At 68.9% G+C, this 24,617-nt stretch carries 22 protein-coding genes; 8 read left to right on the top strand and 14 right to left on the bottom strand.

Annotated elements, in window-relative coordinates:
- Nucleotides 1-39: 39 nt before the first annotated feature.
- The 14 genes from hemA to bchF all read right to left on the bottom strand — a co-directional run bounded on the left by hemA (nt 40) and on the right by bchF (nt 15,644).
- Nucleotides 40-1,254: a 5-aminolevulinate synthase gene (hemA, locus tag ACFFU4_RS16565; protein ID WP_377070960.1), complete on the bottom strand. Its 1,215-nt coding sequence runs from the start codon at nt 1,252-1,254 to the stop codon at nt 40-42.
- Nucleotides 1,244-2,056, bottom strand: a complete 813-nt coding sequence (gene puhE, locus ACFFU4_RS16560) for a putative photosynthetic complex assembly protein PuhE (protein ID WP_377070958.1) — start codon at nt 2,054-2,056, stop codon at nt 1,244-1,246. The genes hemA and puhE overlap by 11 nt, the downstream gene beginning before the upstream one ends.
- Before the next feature lie 62 nt (nt 2,057-2,118).
- Nucleotides 2,119-3,267 (bottom strand): magnesium-protoporphyrin IX monomethyl ester (oxidative) cyclase, encoded by a 1,149-nt coding sequence (acsF, locus tag ACFFU4_RS16555; protein WP_377070957.1) that lies wholly within the window; start codon nt 3,265-3,267, stop codon nt 2,119-2,121.
- Nucleotides 3,264-3,560: an O2-dependent cyclase accessory protein gene (locus tag ACFFU4_RS16550; protein WP_377070956.1), complete on the bottom strand. Its 297-nt coding sequence runs from the start codon at nt 3,558-3,560 to the stop codon at nt 3,264-3,266. Before ACFFU4_RS16550 ends, acsF begins: the two co-directional genes overlap by 4 nt.
- Complete coding sequence (gene puhC, locus ACFFU4_RS16545; RefSeq protein WP_377070955.1) at nt 3,548-4,045, bottom strand: photosynthetic complex assembly protein PuhC; 498 nt, start codon at nt 4,043-4,045, stop codon at nt 3,548-3,550. Before puhC ends, ACFFU4_RS16550 begins: the two co-directional genes overlap by 13 nt.
- Before the next feature lie 12 nt (nt 4,046-4,057).
- Nucleotides 4,058-4,690, bottom strand: coding sequence for a photosynthetic complex putative assembly protein PuhB (gene puhB, locus ACFFU4_RS16540; RefSeq protein ID WP_377070954.1), 633 nt, complete (start codon nt 4,688-4,690; stop codon nt 4,058-4,060).
- 10 nt (nt 4,691-4,700) lie between these two features.
- Entirely contained in the window at nt 4,701-5,474 is a 774-nt protein-coding gene (gene puhA / locus ACFFU4_RS16535; protein ID WP_377070953.1) for a photosynthetic reaction center subunit H, read from the bottom strand.
- Nucleotides 5,475-5,501: 27 nt separating this feature from the next.
- Complete coding sequence (locus tag ACFFU4_RS16530; protein ID WP_377070952.1) at nt 5,502-6,953, bottom strand: PucC family protein; 1,452 nt, start codon at nt 6,951-6,953, stop codon at nt 5,502-5,504.
- Nucleotides 6,950-7,630: a magnesium protoporphyrin IX methyltransferase gene (gene bchM / locus ACFFU4_RS16525; RefSeq protein WP_377070951.1), complete on the bottom strand. Its 681-nt coding sequence runs from the start codon at nt 7,628-7,630 to the stop codon at nt 6,950-6,952. Before bchM ends, ACFFU4_RS16530 begins: the two co-directional genes overlap by 4 nt.
- Nucleotides 7,630-8,553: a ferredoxin:protochlorophyllide reductase (ATP-dependent) iron-sulfur ATP-binding protein gene (gene bchL / locus ACFFU4_RS16520; protein WP_377070997.1), complete on the bottom strand. Its 924-nt coding sequence runs from the start codon at nt 8,551-8,553 to the stop codon at nt 7,630-7,632. The genes bchM and bchL overlap by 1 nt, the downstream gene beginning before the upstream one ends.
- A 127-nt stretch (nt 8,554-8,680) precedes the next feature.
- On the bottom strand, nt 8,681-12,250 hold the full coding sequence (locus ACFFU4_RS16515) for a magnesium chelatase subunit H (protein ID WP_377070950.1): 3,570 nt from the start codon (nt 12,248-12,250) through the stop codon (nt 8,681-8,683).
- Entirely contained in the window at nt 12,240-13,790 is a 1,551-nt protein-coding gene (gene bchB / locus ACFFU4_RS16510; protein ID WP_377070996.1) for a ferredoxin:protochlorophyllide reductase (ATP-dependent) subunit B, read from the bottom strand. Before bchB ends, ACFFU4_RS16515 begins: the two co-directional genes overlap by 11 nt.
- A 70-nt stretch (nt 13,791-13,860) precedes the next feature.
- Nucleotides 13,861-15,144 (bottom strand): ferredoxin:protochlorophyllide reductase (ATP-dependent) subunit N, encoded by a 1,284-nt coding sequence (locus tag ACFFU4_RS16505; RefSeq protein ID WP_377070949.1) that lies wholly within the window; start codon nt 15,142-15,144, stop codon nt 13,861-13,863.
- Nucleotides 15,141-15,644 (bottom strand): 2-vinyl bacteriochlorophyllide hydratase, encoded by a 504-nt coding sequence (gene bchF, locus ACFFU4_RS16500; protein ID WP_377070948.1) that lies wholly within the window; start codon nt 15,642-15,644, stop codon nt 15,141-15,143. The genes ACFFU4_RS16505 and bchF overlap by 4 nt, the downstream gene beginning before the upstream one ends.
- Nucleotides 15,645-16,008: 364 nt before the next feature.
- Between bchF and ACFFU4_RS16495 the strand changes: the two genes are divergently transcribed.
- From ACFFU4_RS16495 to bchJ, 8 genes are all read left to right on the top strand, one after another.
- The gene (locus ACFFU4_RS16495) at nt 16,009-16,824 is read left to right on the top strand and encodes a cobalamin B12-binding domain-containing protein (RefSeq protein WP_377070947.1); all 816 of its coding nucleotides are present in this window, start codon (nt 16,009-16,011) and stop codon (nt 16,822-16,824) included.
- A gap of 102 nt (nt 16,825-16,926) precedes the next feature.
- Entirely contained in the window at nt 16,927-18,297 is a 1,371-nt protein-coding gene (gene ppsR, locus ACFFU4_RS16490) for a transcriptional regulator PpsR (RefSeq protein ID WP_377070946.1), read from the top strand.
- A 64-nt stretch (nt 18,298-18,361) separates the two neighbouring features.
- Entirely contained in the window at nt 18,362-19,273 is a 912-nt protein-coding gene (chlG, locus tag ACFFU4_RS16485) for a chlorophyll synthase ChlG (protein WP_377070945.1), read from the top strand.
- Nucleotides 19,270-20,562, top strand: a complete 1,293-nt coding sequence (locus ACFFU4_RS16480; protein WP_377070944.1) for a BCD family MFS transporter — start codon at nt 19,270-19,272, stop codon at nt 20,560-20,562. The genes chlG and ACFFU4_RS16480 overlap by 4 nt, the downstream gene beginning before the upstream one ends.
- A gap of 2 nt (nt 20,563-20,564) precedes the next feature.
- Nucleotides 20,565-21,743: a geranylgeranyl diphosphate reductase gene (locus ACFFU4_RS16475; protein WP_377070943.1), complete on the top strand. Its 1,179-nt coding sequence runs from the start codon at nt 20,565-20,567 to the stop codon at nt 21,741-21,743.
- A complete protein-coding gene (gene idi, locus ACFFU4_RS16470; RefSeq protein WP_377070942.1) occupies nt 21,740-22,285 on the top strand; it encodes an isopentenyl-diphosphate Delta-isomerase in 546 nt (181 codons plus the stop codon). The genes ACFFU4_RS16475 and idi overlap by 4 nt, the downstream gene beginning before the upstream one ends.
- 64 nt (nt 22,286-22,349) lie before the next feature.
- Nucleotides 22,350-23,987 (top strand): magnesium-protoporphyrin IX monomethyl ester anaerobic oxidative cyclase, encoded by a 1,638-nt coding sequence (bchE, locus tag ACFFU4_RS16465; RefSeq protein ID WP_377070941.1) that lies wholly within the window; start codon nt 22,350-22,352, stop codon nt 23,985-23,987.
- Nucleotides 23,984-24,559: a bacteriochlorophyll 4-vinyl reductase gene (gene bchJ / locus ACFFU4_RS16460; RefSeq protein WP_377070940.1), complete on the top strand. Its 576-nt coding sequence runs from the start codon at nt 23,984-23,986 to the stop codon at nt 24,557-24,559. Before bchE ends, bchJ begins: the two co-directional genes overlap by 4 nt.
- Nucleotides 24,560-24,617: the final 58 nt, after the last annotated feature.

Here is a 24,617-nt window from a genome sequence, read left to right as displayed (position 1 = left end):
CCGGGACAGGGTGTCGCGGTGCCTTGTGCGCGCGGGCCGTCAGGCGACCGCGTGCGCCAGGGCGCATTGTTTCCACAGGGCGGCGAGCGCGGCGACGAGATGGTCGATATCCGCGTCGCCATGCAGCGGCCCGGGGGTAAAGCGCAGCCGCTCTGTCCCCTTGGGCACGGTGGGATAGTTGATCGGCTGCACGTAGATGCCGTGATCGCGCATCAGGATATCGGCGAGCACGCGGCACTTGACCGGGTCCTTGATCATCACCGGGATGATGTGGCTGTCGTTCATCAGGTGCGGGATGCCTTGGGCGTCGAGCCGGGCGCGCAGCCGCGCGACCTGCGCGCGCTGCGCCTGCCGCTCGGTGTCCGATTGCTTGAGGTGGCGGATGCTGGCGGTGGCGGCGGCGGCCACGGCGGGCGGCAGCGCGGTGGTGAAGATGAAGCCGGAGGCGAAGGAGCGGATGAAATCGCACAGGCTCGCGGAGCCGGTGACATAGCCGCCCATGCAGCCATACGCCTTGCCCAGCGTGCCTTCGATCAGCGTGATCCGGTCGGCGAGCCCGCGCGCCTCTGACACGCCGCCGCCGCGCGGGCCATAAAGCCCCACGGCGTGCACCTCGTCGAGATAGGTCATGGCGCCGTGCCTCTCGGCCACCTCGACGATCTCGTCCATCGGGCAGATGTCGCCATCCATCGAGTAGACGCTCTCGAAGGCCACGATCTTGGGGGTGTTGGCGGGCAGGGCGGCGAGCTTGCGGTCGAGATCGGCCGCGTCGTTGTGCCGCCAGATCACCTTTTGCGCGCGGCTGTGACGAATGCCCTCGATCATGCTGGCGTGATTGGCCTCGTCGCTGAGGATCACCGCGTCGGGCAGCCGACTGCCCAGGGTGGAGAGCGCGGCCCAGTTCGAGACATAGCCGGAGGTGAACAGGAGCGCGTCCTCCTTGCCGTGCAGGTCCGACAATTCGCGCTCCAGCGCGATATGGTGGCAATTGGTGCCCGAGATGTTGCGCGTGCCGCCCGCGCCGGTGCCGCACTGGTCCACCGCCGTCTTCATCGCCTCGCGCACCACCGGGTGCTGGCCCATGCCGAGGTAATCGTTGGAGCACCACACCGTCACCTCGTCGGGGGCGTCGTCGTCATGGCTGCGCGCCTTGGGAAACGCGCCGCAGCGCCGCTCCAGCTCGGCGAATACGCGGTAGTTTCCCTCTTCGCGCAGGCTGTCGAGCTGCGCCTCGAACATGGCGTCAAAATCCATGATGTCCCTCCGGTCTTGTCGTCTCTTGTGATGGTTTGGGCGCGGGCAGCATCCAGCGCCAGAGTTTCGCGTCCGGCAATGGCAGCACCATCAGCCAGTGTTCCAGCAGCGCCAGCGCGGTGATCGCCGCGAGCAGCGCAAAGCCCACCGCCTCGCCCGGCTGTGCGGCTGTGTAGAACCGTTCGAGCCAGCAGGCCACGGCGAGGCTGAGCGCGGTGATGCTGAGGCAGAAGAACCAGCCCGCGGGCGCGATGCGGAAATGGCTGCCCATATGCGCCAGCGCGCGCGGGATGAACTCGGTATTGATGCGCGGCACGCCGATATAGAGGTTGAGCTTGGCCGTCACCCGTGCGCCGTAGAGCATGGTGAAGGTCCACAGCCCGACGGTGTTGGCGGCCCCGGCACCATGGACCCAGACCGCGACCAGCACGCAAGCGAGCAGCATCTCGTGATAGGCCACCGTGCCCCAGGCGCGGAGAAAGCGCTGCCATTCGGCCACATGCGGCGGGCAGGGGCGGGTGTTGGGGCCGGTGATCGCGCCGGTGAGAAAGCTCAGCTCGATCCAGCCCCAGATTGCCAGCACCGACAGGAACGCGGCATGCGCCGCCCCCGGCCCGGTCGTGCCGAGGCTGGCCTCATACCCCCAGATGCCGACCGCCAGCACCGGCAGCGCCAGCACGGTCGCCCGCCGTCCCGCCCCCGCGCCGCGCCGCTCGCAGAGCCGCACGACAATCAGGATCGCCCCGGTGGCGAACCACCAGAGAAAAAGCGCCATCAGGGCTGCGATCCAGGGGCTATGCACGTCTGTTCCTTCATCTTGCCGGAAATATTCCGGGGGGTGTGGGGGGCTGGCCCCCCACGTGTTTAGTAAGCCGGTTCAAGCCGGGTGCTGGCGGGCACCGCGTGTTTCCTGGCGGGGATCGTGTAGAGCCCGACAAAGGCCGACGCCGCGCGCGCCTGCGCGCCGAGGCTGCGGAGCCGGGCACCGAGGCCCGTTTCCGCCTTGGCCGCTGCCAGGTCGGCATTGGCCTTTTGCAACCGCCTGAGGCCGGCCGCCCAGCGCGGATTCTCGATGTCGAGGGTGATCGGGAAGATCTGTTTGGTCAGTTCCGAGGTCTTGGTGAACACCTCGTGGCCGTACCAGTCCGGATCGACGCCGAGCGCCGCGTGAAACGCCGGGCGCTGGTGGTCGCGCACATGCATGGTGGCGTAGACCGCGGTGAGGAAGAACTTGATCCACCAGACGTTGCGCCCCGAGGTCAGTTTCGGGTCGGTCTTCATCAAGAGGGCGAACGCCTCGCCGTGGCGGAACTCGTCGTTGCACCACTCGTGGAACCACTTGAAAATCGGGTGGAAGCGGTGCTCGGGGTGCGCCTCAAGGTGGCGGAAGATGGTGATGTAGCGGGCGTAGCCGATCTTTTCCGACAGATAGGTGGCGTAGTAGATGAATTTGGGCCGGAAATAGGTATATTTCTTCTTCTGCGTGAGAAAGCCCAGATTCACCGCCACCCCCGCCTCGCGCAGCGCGTCGTTGATGAAGCCCGCGTGCCGCGCCTCGTCGCGCGCCATGAGCTGGAAGAGCCGGGTGATGTCGCGGTTCGCCCCGCGCCGCTTCATCTCCTTGTAGAGCACGCAGCCGGAAAACTCGGCGGTACACGACGAGATCAGGAAGTCGATGAATTCCTTCCTGAGCGCCGGGTCCATCCCGTCCCAGTCGACATGATCCCAGTCCTCGTTCTTCTTGAAATGGCCCTTGTTGGGGTCGGCCTCCATCTCGGCGATGAGCGCGTCCCAATCGGCGCGCACCGGGGTCACGTCGATGGCGTCCAGCTCGTCGAAATCGGTGGTGTAGAAGCGCGGGGTCAGCAGCGTGTTCTGCATCGCCGCCTCGGTGGCGGCCGTGGAGTCGAATTTCGCCTGTTCCTGCTGGATGGCAATGCCTTCCTCGGCGGTCGTGGCGTCGGCGGTATGGGTCGCGCCCGAGGCGCGCACTTGGGATGCCTGCATGTTCATAGCGTCACCTCCTCGGAGAATGAGAATTCGCACAGTTCCATGACCTCGAGATCGCCGGTCATCCGGGTCCAGAGCCGTTCCAGGCGGCTGGCGCGGATGATGGTGGCGTCGCGGTCCTCGCGCACCACCTCGCCAAAGGGGGCCATGATCTCGGGGCCGTGCACCTTGACCTCGTCGCCGGGCCAGACCGTGGCCCCGTTGTTGAAGCGCACATGCGCGTGCAGGCTTTCGAAGCAGTGGCTTATCTCGACGGTGCAGGGGGCGTGTTCCACCTCGCGTGTCAGAAGTCCCATTGGCGTGGTCCTTTCGGGTCAGGGGTGAGCAGCCGGACGAAATCGCGCGCGTTGTCCTGGCCGAAGCCCATGAGGTCGGCACGCCAGCCGGTCGAGGGGTCATGGATGGAGACGCGCCCGTCGGCGCGCCCGATGATCGTGACGGGGCCGGAGAGCGGCACGCCGTGCTTGGTGCGCTCGCGGTCGAGCACGCGGCCCACGCCGGCGATGAAGCCGCCCTCCTCGGGCGAAAGGTGCCCGATCAGCGTGCCGCCCGCGTCGAGCACGGTGGCCGCGCCGCTCATCTCGCCCTTGAGAAAGACGGTGCGTTCGAGGGTGATCTCCGCCTCGGGCGGCGTGGCGATCACCGGGCGGCCGGTGTGGACATGGTAGCTCACCAGCGCCAGCACGGTCAGCACCAGCGCCGCCATGGCGCGCACCATGGCGCGCGGCACGAGGTCGCGGTCGGGCGGGGCCTTGTAGCGGGGGGCGGCGGTGTCGGTCATCGGGTGGTCTCCTTATTCGGCGGCCATGGCGGGGGCGGGGGCCACGCGCGCGATCCGCGGGGTCGAGACGCGGGCCTCCGCCGCCTCGGCCAGCAATTGCGCGATCCGGTCGGCATCGGGGATGGCGCGCAGCGCGGGCTGTGTGCGGCGCATCACCCAGGGGCGCACATGCGGCCAGCACACCAGATAGCTCAGCCGCGTATCGCCCATCAGATCGAGCGAGATGGTGCCGGTGCCGCCGCGACCGCGCCGCAGATCGGCATTGGCGATCTGCGTGTAGGGCAGGTTGAGCGTGACGGTGAGCGCGGCACCGATGCGCATCGCCACACGGCGGTTGGTGATGGTGTAGACGGTGGCGCGCGCCTGCACGTAGCCCACCACCAGCAGCATCGCGATCACCGCCGCGCCCATGATCACGAAGGGCAGCGACATCGCCACCGCCTGCATAGGGGGCACCTGGTCGATCGCGGTGGCGAAGCGCCAGAGCGCCAGCGCCGCGAAATAGCCCGCGACCCATGGCAGGCTCAGCGCGTCCCAGCTCAGCCAGAACCCGTGCGGGCGGCCCTGCCACAGGATGCGCTCGCCCTCGGGCGGGGTTTCGGGCAGGCCGCGCACCGGCTCGGTTGCGAAATCGTCGTGGCTCATGGCTTTGCCCTCATCCCAGTTGCGGTTCGAGCCGCGCCTCGCTCGCGTAGAGCGTGCCGCCGCCGTAGTAACCGGCGATCTTGTCCTCCTCGAGCAGCGTCACCTGCCGCGGCGAGGCGTTCTGCGGCACACCGGCGAAGTGCTTGCCAAAGATCGAGCGCACCTTGACCTTGCCGCCCCATATGCGCGCAAAGGTCATCGGCACCAGCCGCTTGCCGCCGCCATGCGCCTCGTCGAGCGTGATCTCGAGGTAGCGGACAAGCTGTTCCGGCTCGTCGATCCACATGTCGGAGATGGTGCCGACGGTCTCGCCGTCGCCCGCCACCACCGGCATCCCGCGCGGGTCGCGCCCGGCGGCGACGTGAAAGTGATCGGTCGCCGCCATCGGCACGATCTTGGGGTGGCCGTGGCCGTCGAGTTCGGGCACGTCGCGGCGCGGGGCCCATGAGGCGGGGCCGACGCCGTCGGCCATCGGGTCGCCGGTGGGCTCGAACGGGAAGCCATTGGCCCCGGCGGTCTTGCGCAGCGCGAGGTCGCTGCGGTCGGGGTGCTGACCCGAGGGCACGGTCACCTCGCCGCGGCCATGCGGCAGCCGGAACGTCTTGTCGTCGGGCACCGGGAACAGGCCCTGATTGGCCGACGGGTTGCCGTCGTCATCCTCGAGCGGATAGCCCTCGCGCATGTTCTCGCGCTGGATGTAGAAGATCAGCAGCGCGAAGAAGCCGTAGAACAGCCACAACGACAGGCTTGCGAGGTCGAAGTTTCCAAAGAATGGCTCGGTCATGTCAGATTCCTTTCGAGCGGGGGCGGGTCATGTCGGGAAATCGGCCAGCCCGATGCGGCCCTGTCCCGGATGCGTGCTGCCGCCCCGGGCACCGTGGCGCACGAGCGGCCCGAGGACGACGAAGGTGACGAAGATCAGCGCGATCTCCAGATGATAGACGGTGGAATAGCCGGTTGCCGGGGTGGCCAGCGCCTCGCCCCACGCGCCCGACAGGGCAAGGTGATTGACGACATCGCGCAGGCCGCCGCCGATGGCAATGGCGAGCCCCGCGGCGGTGGCCTGTGCCGCGCCCCAGGCCCCCAGCGCCAGCCCGTTGCCCGCGCCGCCGCCCGCCAGCGTCATCGCGGCGGTGAGCGTCGCGACCGCGAAAAGCCCCGCGCCAAAGCCGATGAGCGCCGCCCCGCAGAAGAACAGCACCGGCGCCTGCATCGGGGCCGCGAAGATCACCGTGGCGAAGGCCGCGACCCCGACCAGCAGGCCGGTGCCCGCCATGCGGTAGGTGTTGGCGCCGCGCAGCAGGGCGCGGCCTGCCAGCGCGAAACCCAGCAAGGCCCCCGCCGCCCAGATCGCCGTCAGCAGCGTGGTGGCCGAGACCGACAGGCCCAGCACCTCGCCGCCATAGGGCTCCAGCAGCACGTCCTGCATGTTGAAGGCGAGCGTGCCGAGGAACACCACCGCCAGCAGCCGCCCCGCCGTGCCGCCCGCCATCAGGTCGGCCCATGCCTCTCGGAACTGCGGGCGCGGGGCGGCGCGCTCGGCACGGCTCATGGGGGTGAGCTTTTCCTGTTTCCAGAGCGCGATCAGGTTGAGGACGATCCCCACCGAGGCCGCGCCCTGCACCACGCGCACCAGCGTGAACGGCGCGAAATCGCGCAACAGCCAGCCGATCACGATGGCCGACACGGCCATGCCCAGCAGGAACATCACGTAGAGCAGCGCCACCACGCGGGGCCGCGTCTCGTCGGTGGCGCGGTCGGAGGCGAGGGCGAGGCCCGCGGTCTGGGTCATGTGCAGCCCGAGGCCGGTCATCAGGAAGGCGAGCGCCGCCAGCACCTCGCCCGCCCAGGCGGGGCCGACGGCCTGTTGTCCCGACAGGACCAGAAGCGCGAAGGGCATGACCGCGAGGCCGCCCATCTGCCACAGAGAGCCGAACCAGAGATAGGGAATACGCTTCCACCCCAGCGCGGAGCGGTAGGTGTCGGACCGAAAGCCCAGCAGCGCGCGGAACGGCGCGATCAGGACGGGCAGGGCGATCATCACCGCGACGATCACCGCCGGAACGGACAATTCCACGATCATCACGCGGTTGAGCGTGCCCAGCAGCATGACCGTGGCCATGCCGACCGAGACCTGGAACAGTGACAGGCGCAGAAGCTGCCCCAGCGGCAGGCCTTCGCTCGCCGCGTCGGCGAAGGGCAGCCAGCGGGTGGTCAGCGTCATCAGTTGCGCGTTGGTGCGTTTCCATGCCTGTCCGATCATTGCCGCAGCTCCATCGCCTCGGAGATGTAGAAGCCGCGCGCCACGCGGCCCAAGGGCGCGAGCCGCGCCGCGCTGCCCGCGTCGCGCAGGGCGGCGGCAAGGCGGCGGGCGGAATGCGGCACCATCACGGGCGAGCGATCGGCGCGGGGAAAGAGCCGCCCCATCCGCCACATCGCCATCAAGAGCGGCGTGCGCGGGGCGACGGTGAATACCACGCCGCACGCGGCGCGCGCGGCCAGACCATCCAGCGCGCGGGCGAGATCGGCCTCGCCGTAATAGATCAGGCTGTCCATCGCGACGACATGATCGAAGCACCCCAGGGCAGGGTCGAGCATATCGCCCGCGTGAAAGGTAACGCGGGACATTTGTGGGTAAGGTAGGCGTTCACGCGCAATATCGACAAGTGCGGGCGAGATATCGCAGGCCACCACCTCGGCCCCGCGCGCCGCGAGCTCCGCCGTCATCTGCCCCGCGCCGCAGCCCGCGTCGAGCACGCGGGCGCCGCTCAGATCGGCGGGCAGGCGCGCCAGCATCCGCGCGCGCATGGCGTCGCGGCCCTCGCGCACGGTCTGGCGTATCCGGCTCACCGGCGCGTCCGAGGTGAGCCGCGCCCAGACCTGCGTGGCGGTGCGGTCGAAATAGGTCTCGACCCGGGCGCGTGTGGCCTCGTAGCTCATCAGTCGAATCCCAGCATCTCGAAAATCTCGCGATCCTCGAGCGGCGCGGGGGCGAGCGGATCGGTGCCGCGCCACAGCGTCTCGGCCAGCCGGATGTATTCGGCGCGGGCGGCGACGATGTCGTCCTCGTCGGGCATCTCGAACAGCGTCTTCTTCTTGAGCCGGGAGCGGCGGATCGCGTCGTAATCGGGCATGTGGGCGATGCGGTTGAAGCCCACCGCCTTGCAGTAGCGGTCCACCTCGTTGGTATCCTTGGAGCGGTTGGCCACGCAGCCCGCGAGGCGGACCTTGTAATTGGCCGATTTCGCCTGCACCGCGGCGATGATGCGGTTCATGGCGTAGATGCTGTCGAAATCGTTGGCGGTGACGATCATCGCGCGGTCGGCATGTTGCAGCGGCGCGGCAAAGCCGCCGCAGACCACGTCGCCCAGAACGTCGAAGATCACCACGTCGGTTTCTTCGAGCATGTGGTGCTGCTTCAGGAGCTTGACCGTCTGCCCGACGACATAGCCGCCGCAGCCGGTGCCCGCGGGCGGGCCGCCGGCCTCGACGCAGTGGACGCCGCCCCAGCCTGTCGTCACGAAATCCTCGGGACGCAGCTCCTCGGCGTGGAAATCCACCTCCTTGAGGATGTCGATCACCGTCGGTTGCAGCCGCCCCGTCAGGGTAAAGGTGCTGTCATGCTTGGGGTCGCAGCCGATCTGCAAGACCCGCTTGCCCATCTGCGCGAAGGCGGCGGAGATGTTGGACGAGGTGGTCGATTTGCCGATCCCGCCCTTGCCGTAGACCGAGAACACCTTGGCCCCCTCGATCTTGAGCGAGGCGTCCTGGTGGACCTGCACCGATCCCTCGCCGTCCTGCCCGCGGAGCACCGGCGGCGTCTCGACCTTGCGGCGCGCCTCGAGACCGGCGGCCTCGCGCATGTTGGCGCGGGCCGATGGCGGCTGTTTGATATCCAGTGGGCTCATGTCGTCGTCCTCCCCTTGTGGGTGGTGGGCCCGTCGCCCGGGCGCGGCTTTGTGATGCGGGGCTCGGTGGTGCGGGGATGTGTCATTCGGCGGCCACCCCCTCCATGCGGTCCTCGAGCGCGTCGGCGGCGGCGTGCAGCGCCGCCAGCGTCTCGGCGTCGGGCTGCCAGTAGGACCGCTCGTGCGCCTCGATCAGGCGGTTGGCCATGCGCGACGAGGCCGCCGGGTTGAGCGCGGCCATGCGCGCGCGCATCTCCTCGTCGAGCACGAAGGTCTCGGACATGCGCTGATAGATCCACGGCTCGACCTGCCCGGTGGTGGCCGACCAGCCCAGCGTGTTGGTCAGCGTGCTCTCGATCTGGCGCACGCCTTCGGCCCCGTGCCTGAGCAGCCCCTCGTGGAATTTCGGGTTGAGCTGCCGCGACCGCGTCTCGAGCGAGACCTGTTCGGCCAGGGTGCGGATCTTGCCGGTGCCGCGGGTGGTGTCGGAGATGTAGATCGCCGCCTCCCGCCCGCCGCGCGCGCGCTTGACCGCGCGACCGATGCCGCCCAGCGTGTCGAAATAGTGGTCCACCGTGGTTACGCCCAGCTCGACCGATTCGAGGTTCTGGTAGGCGAGGTCCACGTCGCGCAGGGCCTGCCCCAGCAGCGGCATGTTCTGCACCGCCTGGCCATCGACGCCGTAGGCAAAGCTCTTGCGCGCCTCATAGGCGTCGGCCAGCTCGTCCTCGTCGCCGAAGGCGGAGCTGTCCACCATCTGGTTGACGTTCGCGCCATAGGTGCCCTCGGCGTTGGAGAAGACGCGCAGCGATGCGGTCTGCATGTCGCAGCCCAGCCGTTCGGCATAGGCCAGCGCGTGGGCACGGATGAAGTTCTGTTCGGGGTCCTCGTCGGCGGTGGCGGCCTTCCACGCGGCCTCGGCCAGCAGCCGGGTTTGGAGCGGCAGCAGGTCGCGGAAGATGCCCGAGAGCGTCATCAGCACGTCGATGCGCGGGCGGCCGAGCGTTTCCAGCGGGATGAGGTCGGCCCCCGCCAGACGCCCGAAATTGTCAAAGCGCGGCGTCGCCCCCATCAGCGCCAGCGCCTGCGCGATGGGCGCGCCGTCGGACTTGATGTTGTCCGACCCCCACAGCACCAGCGCCACGCTGCGCGGCAGGCGGGCGTGCCGTTCGAGCAGGCGGGCGGCCTGCGCCGCGCCCTCGCGGCAGGCGTGGGTGCTGGGCATGCGGAACGGATCGAAGGCGTGGATATTGCGCCCGGTGGGCAGGATGTCGGGCGAGCGGATCAGGTCGCCGCCCGGCACCGGCGGGGTAAAGCCGCCGTCGAGCGCGTGCAGCAGCGCGGGGGTCTCGTGATCGCGGGCCAGCAGCCGCTCGGCGCGGGCGCGGGTGGCATCATCGGCATCGGTCATCAACTCGACATAGCCGCGGCGCGTCTCGGCGCCCGGCACCTCGCCCACAACGTGCAGCCCCTCGGGAATCAGCGCCTCCTCGGTCTCCTGCAGGGTGCGCCACAGGCTGTCGGGGTCGTCACCGTCGAGATCGACCGCCGCTGCCTGCTCGGCGATGAGCGCGGCCAGGTCGGTGCGGTCGGGCGCGTCGGGGGGCGCGGCGCGCCAGCGGGTGAGGCTGTCGCGCAGGTCGGCGAGGCCACGGTAGAGCCCCGCCGACGACAGCGGCGGCGTCAGGTGCGTCACCGTCACCGCGCCTGTGCGGCGCTTGGCGAGGCTCGCCTCGGAGGGGTTGTTGGCGGCGTAGAGATAGACATTGGGTATGTCGCCGATGAGGCGGTCGGGCCAACAGCGCGAGCCGGGACCGGATTGCTTGCCCGGCATGAATTCGAGCGCACCGTGCATCCCGAAATGCAGCAGCACGTCGGCGCGGAAGCTCTGGCGCAGCCACAGGTAGAACTGCGCGAAGGCATGGGTGGGGGCAAAGCCGCGCTCGAACAGCAGGCGCATCGGGTCGCCCTCGTAGCCGAACGCCGGTTGCAGCCCGACGAACACGTTGCCGAACTGCGCGCCAAGGACGAACACGCCGCGCCCGTCCGACTGCACGCGGCCCGGCGCGGGGCCCCATTGCGCCTCGATCTCGTCCAGCCAGGGGGTGTTCGCCACCATCTCCTCTGCCGGGACATGGGCGGCGATGTTGGCCTCCTGCCCGTATTGGCGGGCGCTGCCTTCGAGCACGGCGGTGCGCAGCTCCTCGACGGTGTCGGGCGGGGTGAGGTCATAGCCGCGCGCGGCCATCGCGTGCAGCGTGTTGTGCAGCGAGCGGAACACGTCGAGCCAGGCCGCCGTTCCGGCCGCGCCCGCGTTGGGCGGAAAGCCGAAGAGCACGATGCCCACCCGGCGCGCGGCGCGCGTCGACCGGCGCAGCGCCACCTGTCTTGCCACCCGGCCCGCCAGCCGCTCGACGCGCTCTGGGCAGGGGGCCATCACCTTGTCGGTGCCGACGGCATGACAGCCGCGGTCGCAGCCGTCGCAGCCGCCCGGCCCGTGCCGCCCGCCGAACACGCACGGATCGGTGGCGCCGTCGATCTCGGGCAGGGCGATGAGCATGGTGGTCTCGATCGGGCCCAGCCCCTGCGCGGCCCCGGCCCATTCGCCCAGCGTCTGGAATTCCAGCGGGTGCGCGGCGATATAGGGCACGTCGAGCGATGTCAGCACCTCTACGGCGGCGGCGCTGTCGTTGTAGGCGGGGCCGCCCACGAGGCTGAAGCCGGTGAGCGACAGCAGCGTATCGACGCGGGGGCCGCCCTCGCCGCGAAAGAAGCCGTCGATCGCGGGCCGCCCGTCGAGCCCGCCGGCAAAGGCCGGCAGCACCCGCAGGCCCCGCGATTCCAGCGCGCGGATGACGGCGTCGTAATGCGCGGTGTCGCCCGAGAGCACGTAGCTGCGCATCATCAGCAGGCCAACGGTGCCATTCTCGCCGCCCCGGCGCGGCAGCGCTGCCGGGTCGGTGGTGATGCGGCCCGGCAGATCGGGGTGGTATAGCCCGGTATCGGGATAATCGAGCGGCAGCGCCGCGCCGCCCCCGCGCCATGCCTCGTGACGGCAATAGCGCCCGATGAGAAAGCGCACCATGCCCTCGATATTGTCGTCCGATGCCCCGAGCCAGTATTGCATGGTCAGGAACCACGCCCGCAGGTCCTGGGCCTTGCCGGGGATGAGCCGCAGGATGCGCGGCAGACGGCGCAGCATCTTCATCTTGCGCGCGCCGTCGTCCTTGCCGCCCTTGTCCGCGCCGCGCAGCCGCTTCATCAGGCGGCTGAGCGCGCTGTCGGGGCGCGACATGTCGAGCGTCCCCATCCGCGTCAGCCGCACGATCTGCGCGTCGGCGATCACCCCGATCATCGCGTCGCACTCGGCGCGCCGCGCCTGAAGCGCGGGCAGGATCGCCGCGACGTGTTCCTCGAGGAACAGCAGGTTGGCGATCACCATGTCGGCGGAGGCGATGGCCGCGCGCGCGGCCCCGAGCGCCTCGGGGTGGGTGCCCCATTCGGCGGCGGCGTGGACCGACAGTTCGAGCCCCGGAAACTCTGCCGCCAGCCGCTCGGAGGCGCGCGCGCAGGGGCCCGCGGCATGGGCATCCAGCGTCAGGATCACCACGCGATAGGCGGGGGGCGCGGATATGGTGCGGTCAACGAGCATAATGGGCCTTGGCCTCGTAAAGCGTGTCGATGTCGATCTGCGTCACCCCGCGCTCGGCGGCGAAGGTCTCGGTGTTGCGCTTCGCCTTGCCGCGCACGAAGAACGGGATCTTCTTCAACTCGCGCTCGGCATCGCTGAGCCAGATCACCTCGCCCGGGTTCTTCTTGGCCGAAATACTCCGGGGGGAGGCCGCAGGCCGGGGGGCTGGCCCCCCTGCATCATCGGCCACATGCGCGCCGCCGTGATGGCTGGCACCGGCGTCGTCGTGGAATTCCGGGTCCTCGCGAAACATGTGCAGGAGGTGCTCTTCCAGCCCCATGACCAGCGGGTGGACCCAGGTGTCGAAGATCACGTTCGCGCCTTCGAGCCCCATCTGCGGCGAGTAGCGGGCGGGGAAATCCTGAACGTGGACGGGGGCCGAGATGACGGCGCAGGGGATGCCCAGACGCTTGCCGATCATCCGCTCCATCTGCGTGCCGAGGATCATTTCGGGGGCCAGCGCCTCGATGGCGGCCTCGACTTCGAGGTAATCGTCGGTGATGAGCGCCTCGACGCCGAAATCGCGGGCGAGCGCCCGGATCGGCCGCGCCATCTCGCGGTTGTAGCAACCGAGGCCCGCCACCTCGAAGCCGATCTCGTCGCGGGCGATGCGGGCGGCGGTGGCGACATGCGTGCCGTCGCCGAAGAGGAACACGCGCTTGGCCGTCAGATAGGTGCTGTCGACGCTCGCGGCGTACCACGGCTGGCGCAAGCGGCTCTCGTCGAGATACGGGGCCACGCCCGCGAGGTCGGCCAGTTCGGACACGAAATCGCGGGTCGCGCCTGCGCCGATGGGGATGGTGCGGGTATGCGGCAGGTCGAGATCGCGCGCCATCCAGCGGCAGGCGGCCTCGCCGGTCTCGGGATACATCAGCACGTTGACATGCGCCGCGCCCAGCCGGGCGATGTCCGAGGGTGTGGCCCCGTAGGGCGCGCAGACGTTGACGGCGATGCCCATTCCCTCCAGCAGCCGCGTCACCTCGGTGATGTCGTCGCGGTGCCGGAAGCCGAGCGCAGTGGGGCCGATCAGGTTGGCGCTCGGCTGCTCGGTTTTCTCCATCGGTTTCGCGAGCGCCTTCGTGATCTGGTAGAAGGTCTCGTCGGCGCCGAAGTTTTCCTTGCGCTGGTAACTGGGCAATTCCAGCGCGATCACCGGGCAGGGCAGGCCCATCTGTTCGGCCATGCCGCCCGGATCGTCCTGGATCAGCTCGGCGGTGCAGGAGGCACCGACGATCATCGCCTCGGGCGTGAACCGGTCATAGGCGTTCTGGCAGGCGGTCTTGAAGAGGTGGGCGGTGTCGGAGCCGAGGTCGCGCGCCTGAAAGGTGGTGTAGGTGACCGGCGGGCGGTGGTCGCGCCGCTCGATCATGGTGAACAGAAGGTCGGCATAGGTGTCGCCCTGCGGCGCGTGCAGCACGTAATGCAGCCCGGTCATCGCGGTGGCCACGCGCATCGCGCCGACATGGGGCGGGCCCTCGTATGTCCAGAGCGTGAGCTTCATGGCAGCCATGCGAGGGGCCGGCCCCTCGCGCTCCCCGGAGTATTTTGACCAGGAAGAAACAGCGGGGCGGTCATTCGGCGGCCTCGCGTCTCAGCGCGGCGCGGCGGTTGAGCGGGCGCGCGAAGAGCGCGGCCAGATCGCCTGCCTGTTCGTAGAAATGGACCGGGGTGAAGACCAGTTCGATGGCCCATTTGGTGGTCAGCCCCTCGGCTTCGAGCGGGTTGGCGAGGCCGAGGCCGCAGACCGTGAGATCGGGGCGGGCCTCGTGGCAGCGGTCGAGCTGTTTCTCGACATCCTGGCCCTCGGCGATGGCGGGGCCCTCGGCGAGCAACCCGAGATCGGGGCCGACCAGCGCCTTGTGGATATAGGGCGTCCCCACCTCGACCGCGGTCATGCCGCATTCGCGGGTGAGGAAGCGGGCGAGCGGGATTTCCAATTGGCTGTCGGGGAAGAAGAACACCGAGCGGCCGTCGAGCGGCGCGCCGGCGCGGGCGATCGCAGCGCGCGCGCGGGCGCGCGGCGCGGCGGTGACGGATTCGAAGCGCTCCTGCGGGACGCCGAATTCGTCGGCGATGGCCTGAAGCCAGGCGGTGGTGCCCGCCTCGCCGAAGGGGAAGGGGGCGGCGATGTGCCGTGCGCCGCGGCGGGTGAGCGCGCCGTGGGTCGCGCCGAGGAAGGGCTGCGTGAGGATAAAGCGGGTGTTGGGGCCGATGGCCAGCGTGTCGCCCGCGTGGCGCGCGGGCAGCACGCGGACCGGGCCGATGCCCATCGCGTCGAGCAGCGCGAGCGCCTGGTCCTCGACCACGTCCGGCAGCGCGCCGACCATGACGAGGTCGGGCGCATCGGTTTCGGGGAGTTCGGGCACCATCGCGGCGAGACAGGCATCCTCACCTTCGGTGAAGGTGGTCTCGATGCCGGAGCCGGAATAGCTCAGCACCCTGACCGATGGCCCGTGCCGCGCCGACAGCCGTTCGGCGGCGCGGGCGAGGTCGAGTTTGATGACCTCCGAGGGGCAGGAGCCGACAAGGAACAGGCGGCGGATATCGGGGCGGCGCCCGATCAGCCGGGCGACCTCGCGTTCCAGTTCCTCCTGCGCGTCCGCGAGCCCGGCGAGGTCGGTTTCCTCGAGGATGGCGGTGCCGAATCGCGGCTCGGCAAAGATCATCACGCCGGCCGCCGATTGCAGCAGGTGGGCGCAGGTGCGCGAGCCGATGACGAGAAAGAACGCGTCGGGCATCTTGCGGTGCAGCCAGATGATTCCCGTCAGCCCGCAAAACACCTCGTGCTGGCCGCGTTCGCGCAGCACCGGGGCGTCGAGGCAGCCGGTCATCGGGGCGCTTGCGGGGGCGGTCATGGCGTCACCTCCGCCTGAAGCCGGGCCGCGCGCAGCTTGAGCAGGAACTGCCCGGCGTTGATCACGTAGGCGGCATAGGCGGCGAGTGCGATGCCCATCTCCTGCGCCGGGCCGAGGCTGCCGCTGAAAAGCGCCCAGACATAGGCGGTGTGCAGCGCGATCACGGCAAAGCTGAAGACGTCCTCCCAGAAGAAGGCTGGGGCGAAAAGGTATTGATCGAAAACGATTTTTTCCCAGATCGCGCCGGTGATCATGATCAGGCAGAGAACCCCTGTCTTGATCAGGATCGACAGCGTCGCCGCCTCGTAGCCCGCGCCGGTCAGCAAAAAGCGGATCACGAGGGCGAGCGAGATCAGAAAGACGAGGAACTGCGCGGGCGCGAGCAGGCCCTGCACCAGCGTCCACCGGGTGGCGTCGCGGCGGGCGCGCTGCTCTGCGGTGTAGAGCGCCGTCCGCTCGGAATCGCGGGCCGTGCCAAGCCTCATCTCGCGCCCTTTCATTCCAGGTTGCATGGAGGAATGCTAGGGTGAGGCGCAGCAATGTGTCAACTATAATTTACACATTGCGTGGCAAGCGCATGTCTTGGAATGTAGACATTTACCGAGGCGCCGGCCGCGTCATCGTCTGATTTTCTCGAACATTCGCAATTATGGGCGCATTTGGTGGGAAAGCGGGGTCGATTTATCGGCGCTACGCACTAGAAACAGGATCGATTACAGGGTTTTGCGGCAGATCTCGCGTCGCGTGTGTCAGTTCTGATTGACAGAATCCCGGGAGGGGCGCAGACTTTCGGGGATCGAGCACCCCGGAAATCGGCCTCAAGCCCGGTGCCTGAAACAACACCTGTCCCGACGGGAGGGCCGCATGAAACCCTATTCCACCTCCGGCCTGACGGATGCCGATGACGGCGAGGCGCAGAGCCCCGCGATCCGGTTTCTGGTGGAATCGGCGCTGCGCAAGATCGCCTCGGATTACGTCAATCGTCGGCCGCGGGGGCGCGAAGACTGGATCGAGCGGCTGTGCGCCGCGTTGATGTCGGAGTCGGACACGAGCCACAAGGCGGTGATCTCGGCGCTGATCTCGACCGGTGTGACGTCCGAGCAGGTCTATCAGGACTACGTGCCCGAGGCGGCGCGGCGGCTGGGCGAGATGTGGATTTCGGACACTGCGAGTTTCGTCGACGTGACGCTCGGCGCGGCGCGGCTTCAGGCGCTGTTCCGCGCGGCGGGGGATGCGCGCGGGCTGCCGATGCTGGACCGCAGCATCCCGCTGGGCGAGGAGATACTGATGGTGATCCCGGAGTTCGAGCAGCACGCGCTCGGCGCTTTCGTCGCGGCGGACACGTTCCGGCGTCACGGGGTGTGGGTGCGTATGGCCATCGGCATGGAGACCCCGGAACTGGTCGAATTGCTGCGCGAGGGCCGCTTTTCGGCGGTTGGGCTGTCGCTGGCGACGCGAAAAACGGTTGAACAGGCCGGGGAATTGATAGAATACCTAAGGGCTAATGTCAGATCGCTTCCGCCGGTGATCGTCGGTGGCCGGATCGTGGCCGAGGATGTGGCCGCCGTGCGCCGTTGTGGCGCGGACCATGCCGTGAGATCGGTGCGCGAGGCCATCGAGCGGTGCGGGCTGGCGACAGTGACGGAGCGTTTGACGGTGCGCGAAAGCAGCCAAGGCTGATGTGCGGCGCGGGCCCGGTCGGAGTGTGATGAGGAGCGTGGCGAAGCCGTGAGCAGGCAGGAGCAGACATCGCAGAGACTTCGCGCCGGGCGGATTCCGGACGTGGCCGACATTCCCGGCCTTGTCGAGCAGGTGGCCGACCTTGCCGTGCTGTTGAGCGCCGATGGTATCGTCGAGGGCATTTCCACCAATCCCGAGAGCCCCGCGCTGGGCTGTCTCGATCACTGGGTCGGGCGGCCGTTCAGCGATTTTCTTGCCGATGAGAGCCGCACCAAGTTCGACGCGCGGGTCGCCCGGCTGCGGGACGAGCCGGGCCTCGATCCGCGGCCTGTCGAGATCAACCATGTGGACAACGCCAACTGGGAAGCGCCGGTGCGCTATTCGCTCCACCGGGTGGGCGAGACCGGCGGCATCCTGCTGGTCGGGCGCGACATGCAGCCCTTTGCCGATGTGCAGCAGCGCCTGCTGAGCGAGCAGATGGCGCGCGAGCGCGAGGCGCAGGCGCTGCGCGGGGCCGAGACCTTCTATCGCGTGGTGCTGGAGGCGTCGGAGACGCCGCTGGTGCTGATCGACCCGGAGCAGGGCGGCATCCGCGATCTCAACAGCGCCGCCGCGCAGCTTCTGGGCAGCAAGCAGGATACGCTGCGCGGCACGAGTTTCGCGCAGGTGTTCGAGGGGCGCAGGCGCGGCGAGTTCGCCGAGGCGCTGAAGAGCGCCGCCGCCGATGACGGGGCGAGCGGCGTTGACGTGGTGTCGCGGCGCAACGGGCGGGTGCTCAAGGTGGTGCCCGGCTATTTCCGGGCCGCCGGGTCGCTCTATCTGCTCGCCCGGGTCGTGGCGATGGACGAGAGCGACGGCGCGGGGCCGGAGTTCACCGGCGCGCTCGCCGCGCTCTATGCCGAGACGGGCGATGCCATCGTGCTGACCGACGCCAAGGGGCTGATCCGCGAGGCGAACGACGCGTTTCTCGAACTGGTCGATGCGCCGCAATTGCGCGACCTGCGGGGCGAATCGCTGGCCGATTGCCTGGTGCGCGGCGCGGTGGACCTCAAGCTGATGATGGAGGGCACCGCCCGGCGCGGGCGGGTCCGGCGCTATGCCGCGCAGCTCAAGAGCCTGGTGGGCACGCGCGTCGCCGTGGAGATTTCGGTCGCGCGGCTGCGGCAGGGCGGGGCCGATACCGGCTATGGCTTTGTCATCCGCGACGTGGCGCTGCGCGATGCCGGCGAGGGCAGCGGCGAGGCGGTCGCGGTGGATGACGAGGCGATGCAGAGCGTGATGGACCTCGTTGGCACGGCGTCGCTCAAGGAGCTGGTCTCGGCCACCTCTGACGTGGTCGAGAAGATGTGCATCGAGACCGCGGTGCGCCTGACCGGCAACAACCGTGTCGCCGCCGCCGAGATGCTGGGCCTGTCGCGGCAGAGCCTTTATGTGAAGCTGCGCAAGCACGGGCTGATCAACAGCTCCGAGTGACCGCGCGCCGCGTTGCGCGAGAAACTCTTTGCAGCGACTCGGGATGTATAGTTTAATTGACACTATGAGTGTCTCGTCCGAATTACATTTCTCCCGCCGCCTGCCCGATCCGCGCGCGCTGCTGACGCTGCTCAAGCCGGTGACGTGGTTTCCCCCCATCTGGGCCTATTTGTGCGGCGTGGTGTCGTCGGGTGTGCCGGTCGGCTCTGCCCCATGGCTGGTGGTGCTGGGCATGGTCCTTGCCGGGCCGGTGGTCTGCGGGATGAGTCAGGCGGCGAATGACTGGTGCGACCGGCATGTCGATGCCATCAACGAGCCCGACCGCCCGATCCCCTCGGGCCGGGTGCCTGGGCGCTGGGGGCTATGGGTGGCGCTGGCGATGAGCGCGCTGGCGCTGGCGATGGGCCTGGCGCTGGGTCCCTGGGGTTTTGGTGCCACCGTGTTCGGCGTCGCAGCCGCCTGGGCCTATTCGGCCGAGCCGGTGCGGCTCAAGCGCTCGGGCATCTGGGGGCCGGGGCTGGTGGGGCTGTGCTATGAGGGGCTGCCGTGGTTCACCGGTGCGGCGGTGCTGGCGGCAGGGGCGCCGTCCTGGCCGGTCGTGATCATTGCCGCGCTCTATGCCATCGGCGCGCACGGGATCATGACGCTCAACGATTTCAAGGCATTGGAGGGTGATCGGCAGACCGGCGTGAATTCGCTGCCGGTGACGCTCGGCCCCGAACGCGCGGCGCGGGTGGCCTGCCGGGTCATGGCGCTGCCGCAGCTTGGGGTGATCGCGCTGCTGCTGGGCTGGGACCGGCCCGTTCATGCCGCCGCCATCGGCGTTCTTGTCATCGGTCAAATCTGGGCGATGCGCATTCTGCTATCCGATCCCAAGGGCCGCGCGCCCTGGTATAACGGCACGGGCGTCACCGCATATGTCACCGGCATGATGATCGCCGCCTTTGCCATTCGCACGCTCGGGGGGACGGGATGACGCTGGGTTGGCTGCAAATCTTTCGCATGGGACTGGTGCAGATGTGCCTCGGCGCGGTGGTGGTGCTGACCACCTCGACGCTCAACCGGCTGATGGTGGTGGAACTGGCGCTGCCCGCGCTGTTGCCGGGGCTGCTGGTGGGGCTGCATTACGGGATTCAGATCACGCGGCCCAACTGGGGCTTTCTGTCGGACACCTCGGGCAACCGTACCCGGTGGATCGTGGGCGGCATGGCGGTGCTGGCGGCGGGGGGCTGGCTGGCGGCGCTGGGCGTGGTGTGGATGGAGGCGCGATTCGGCGCGGGGCTGGCGCTGTCGGTGGTGGCCTACGGCCTGATCGGCGTGGGCGTGGGGGCCTCGGGCACCTCGCTGCTGGCCTTGCTGGCGAGCGCGTGTGCGCCGCGCAGACGCGCAGCGGCGGCGACGATCACCTGGCTGATGATGATCGCGGGGATCGCGATCACGGCGACGACGGTGGGCGCGTTCCTCGACCCCTATTCCCCGGCGCTGCTGCTCAGGGTCGTGGGCGTGGTGGCGCTGGGCGCGGTCGTGGTGACGGCGCTGGCCATCGCCGGGATCGAGGCAAGCGTCGATGCCACGCCTGCGCCCGAGGCACGCCCCATGCCGTTCCGCGAGGGGCTGGCCGAGATATGGGCCGAGCCCGAGGCGCGCAACTTTACCATTTTCGTGTTCCTGTCGATGACCGCCTATTTCATGCAGGAACTGATCCTGGAGCCTTATGCCGGCCTCGTCTTCGGCATGACGCCGGGGCAATCGACGCAGCTTTCGGGGGCGCAGAACGGTGGCGTGTTCCTGGGGATGCTGACCGTGGGCCTTGCCGCCACGGGGCTGCGGCTGGGATCGCTCAGACACTGGGTGGTGGCCGGGTGCCTCGGCTCGGCGGCGGCGCTGGGCGTCATCACCATGCTGGGCGGCGCGGGCGTGGCCACGACGCTTTTCCCGGCGGTGGTGGTGCTGGGCTTTTTCAACGGCATGTTCGCGGTGGCCGCAATCGGCGCGATGATGGCGCTGGCCGGGCAGGGGCGCGGCGCGCGCGAGGGCACGCGGATGGGCCTGTGGGGCGCGGCGCAGGCCATCGCCGCCGGGTTCGGCGGGCTGGTCGGCGCGGCGGCGGTCGATGCGATGCGGCAGGTGATGACGCTCGATGCCCCGGCGTTTGGTGCGGTCTTTGCCTTCGAGGCGGGGCTTTTCGTGCTCTCGGCGCTGCTCGCGCTCAGGGTGATAGATCACGGTCGCGACCGCGGTGCGACCCTCGTTGCGGGAGAATGACCATGTATGACGTCGTCGTTGTCGGGGGCGGGCCGTCCGGGGCCATCGCGGCCGAGGATCTCGCGCGGTCGGGGCACAAGGTGGCGCTGCTGGACCGGGCGGGGCGGATCAAACCCTGCGGCGGGGCGATCCCGCCGCGCCTGATCGCGGATTTCGACATTCCCGATGATCAACTTGTGGCGAAGATCACCACCGCGCGGATGATCTCGCCCACCGGGCGGCGGGTGGATATCCCGATCGAGAACGGCTTTGTCGGGATGGTGGACCGCGAGCATTTCGACGCGTTCCTGCGCGACCGCGCGGCGAAGGCGGGGGCCGAGCGGCTGACCGGCACCTGGCTGCGGATCGAGCGCGATGATACGGGCACGGCGGTGATCTGGCGTGAGAAGGAGAGCGGCGAGGAGCGCCGCGCCCTGACCCGCCTCGTCATCGGGGCGGATGGCGCGCGCTCGAACGTGGCGCGCGACGAGGTGCCGGGGGGCGACCGCATCCCTTACGTCATCGCCTATCACGAGATCATTGAGGCCCCCGGCGCGGTGGGCGAATACGATCCCGCCCGATGCGACGTGGTCTATGACGGGCGCATCTCTCCGGATTTCTACGGCTGGGTGTTCCCGCACGGCAAATCGGCGAGCGTCGGCATGGGCAGCATGGTCAAGGGCGTCGACCTCAAGAAGGCCACCGCCGATCTGCGCGCGGCGAGCGGTCTGGCGGACTGTCCGACCATCCGCCGCGAGGGCGCGCCGATCCCGCTGAAGCCGCTCGACCGCTGGGACAATGGGCGCGACGTGGTGCTGTCGGGCGATGCGGCGGGGGTGGTGGCGCCGAGTTCCGGCGAGGGCATCTATTACGCGATGGTGGGCGGGCGTGTGGCCGCCACGGCGGCGAGCGCCTGCCTCGCCTCGGGCCGCGTGCGCGATCTCCGGCTTGCGCGCAGCCTGTTCATGCGCGAGCACAAGACGGTGTTCCGCGTGCTTGGCTCGATGCAGAATGCGTATTACAGATCGGACGAGCGGCGCGAGCGGTTCGTATCGCTGTGCCACGACATCGACGTCCAAAGGCTGACCTTCGAGGCCTACATGAACAAGAAACTCGTTCGCGCCCGCCCGCTGGCGCATCTCAGGATCGGGCTCAAGAACCTCGCACATCTGAGCGGGCTGGTGTCGCCCGCGCGCACATGACCGAGATGATCCCCACATGGATCGACGGCGATCTCGTGGCCGTCGAGAAGCTGGAGGCGCATGAGCGCGGGCTGCGGCACAAGGCGGTGTCGGTTTTTGTGCTCAACGGCGACGCGGTGCTCGTGCAGCGCCGGGCATTGGGCAAGTATCACACGCCGGGCCTCTGGGCGAACACCTGCTGCACGCATCCGCGCTGGGGCGAGGCACCGCTGGCCTGCGCGCGGCGGCGGCTGGTTGAGGAGCTGGGCCTGCACGGTCTGCCGCTGGAGCCACGGGGGCAGGTGGAATACCGTGCCGATGTCGGGGCTGGGCTGATCGAGCACGAGGTGGTCGAGGTGTTCGTGGCGCGGATGCCGGAGCGGGTGGTGCCGGTGCCCAACCCGGACGAGGTCATGGCGGTGGAGTGGGTGACGCGGTCCGTGCTCGATGCGCGCATCCGCAACGCCCCCGCCGATTTCACGCCCTGGTTGCGCATCTATTTGCGGGACCACGCCGCGCAGATTTTCGCAGGGGCGGAAAAACTGCCGGAGTTTCCGGCCTGACTTGATTCATGTCAATTTGCCGTGACGCCTGAACTGTCAACTTAGATTGACATAGGAGGCTGACATGCGACTGGTTCTGATCCACCCAAATTACCATTCCGGCGGCGCCGAGATCGCGGGTAACTGGCCACCCGCCTGGGTGGCCTATCTCGCCGGGCCGCTCAGGGCCGCCGGGTATGACGACATCCATTTCATCGACGCGATGACCCACGATATCGGCGAGGAGGAGTTGCGCGACCGCATCGCCGCGCTCCGGCCCGATATCGTCGGCTGCACCGCGATCACGCCGTCGATCTACCGCGCCGAACGGGTGCTGGAGATCGCGCGCGAGGCCGCGCCCGATGCGGTGACGGTGCTGGGCGGCGTGCACGCGACGTTCATGTACAAGCAGGTGCTGTCGGAGGCCCCGCATATCGACGCCATCGTGCGCGGCGAGGGCGAGGAGGTGTTTCTCGATTTCGTGCGCGCGGTCGAGGACGGGCGCTGGCAGACCGAGCGGAAGCGGATCAAGGGCATCGCCTATGCCCAAGGGTCCGAGATCATCGCCACGCCCGCCGCGCCCACGGTCAAGGACCTCGACGGGATCGTGCCGGACTGGTCGATCCTCGACTGGGAGAAATACATCTACATCCCGCTGGGCACGCGGCTGGCGATCCCGAGCCTTGCGCGCGGCTGCCCGTTCACCTGCTCGTTCTGCAGCCAGTGGAAATTCTGGCGCGACTACCGCGTGCGCGACCCGCAAAAGGTCGTGGACGAGATCGAGGCGCTGGTGAACGATCACGGTGTCGGCTTTTTCATCCTCGCCGACGAGGAACCCACCATCAACAAGCGCAAATTCACCGAGTTCTGCGAGGAGCTGATCCGGCGCGGTTTGCCCGACCGGGTGAAATGGGGCATCAACACCCGCGTCACGGATATTCAGCGCGACAAGGACATGCTGCCGCTCTGGCGCGAGGCGGGGCTGGTTCATGTCAGCCTCGGGACCGAGGCGGCGGCGCAGATGAAGCTCGACCTCTTCAACAAGGAAACGAAGGTCGAGGAGAACAAGGAGGCGATTCGCCTGCTGCGCAAGGCCGACATCTTTACCGAGGCGCAGTTCATCGTGGGGCTCGACAACGAGACCGAGGAGACGCTGGAGGAGACCTATCGCTTTGCCCGCGACTGGAACCCGGATCTCGCGAACTGGACGATGTACACGCCCTGGCCGTTCACGCCGCTGTTTCAGGAGTTGCGCGACAAGGTCGAGGTGTTCGACTTCGAGAAATACAATTTCGTGACGCCGATCATGAAGCCCGAGGCGATGGACCGCGCCACGCTGCTCGACCGGGTGATGCACAATTATCGCCGCTTCTACATGATCAAGGCGCTGTTCCACTACCCGTGGCGGGGGCGCGGTTTCCGGCGAAAATACCTGCTGGGCTGTCTCCGGGCGTTTGCCAGGGCGGGGTTTGCGCGGACCTTCTACGACCTCGGCAAGGTCGGTTACTGGGGCCCGCAATCGAAGGAAAAGGTGGATTTCCATTTCGACGAGACGCGCGGGATAGCCGATGCGCAGATGGCCGACTGGGAGGCGATGGCCGACCGCAAGCGCCGCGCGCAGGAGCGTAAGGCGAGCGTGCGCGAGCAGATCAAGGCGAAGAAGGCCGAGATGGCGGCGGCAGAGGCGGACGGGGCGCGTGCGCCGGTCACGGCGGCGGAATGAGCGACGGCGCGCGCGTCGGGCCGAACGCGATCCTGCAGACCGCGGCGGCGCTCGAGGCGCAGGGCGGGCGGGCGCTGGCGCGGCAGGTATTCGAGGTGGCGGGGCTGGGCGCGCTGGTCGATGATCCGCCCGGGTCGATGGTGCCCGAAGGGCAGGCCGCCGCGCTGATGCGCGCGTTGCACGCCACCCTGCCGCCCGATACCGCGGCCCGCGTCTCGTATGATGCCGGGCGGCGCACCGGCGATTACATCCTGCAAAACCGTATCCCCGCCCCGGCGCGCACGCTGTTGCGGCTGCTGCCCGCGCGGCTGGCGGCGCCGATCCTGCTGCGGGCGGTGGCGGCGCATGCGTGGACATTCGCCGGGTCGGGGCGGATCGAGATCGCGCCGGGCCGCCCGGTGCGGCTGATGATCCACGACAACCCGCTCGCCGTGGCGGGCAGCGACTGGCACCGCGCGGCGCTGGAGGTGCTGTTCCGGCGGCTCGTGCATCCGCGCGCGGCGGTGCGGCAGGCCGCAAGCTGCGCCGGGGGGGACGGTCCTTGTGTCTTCGAGATATCCTTGAGCGGCTGAGCCGCGCCCCCAAGGGTTGCGGGGCCGGGGGCATCGGCCTAGAAGGCGGGCAGGACCA

The sequence above is a fragment of the Roseovarius ramblicola genome (assembly GCF_042430665.1).
Lineage (GTDB): Bacteria > Pseudomonadota > Alphaproteobacteria > Rhodobacterales > Rhodobacteraceae > Roseovarius > Roseovarius ramblicola.
The sequence above is the reverse complement of the archived record's forward strand: the minus strand, read 5'-3'. Positions and strand labels throughout refer to the sequence as shown.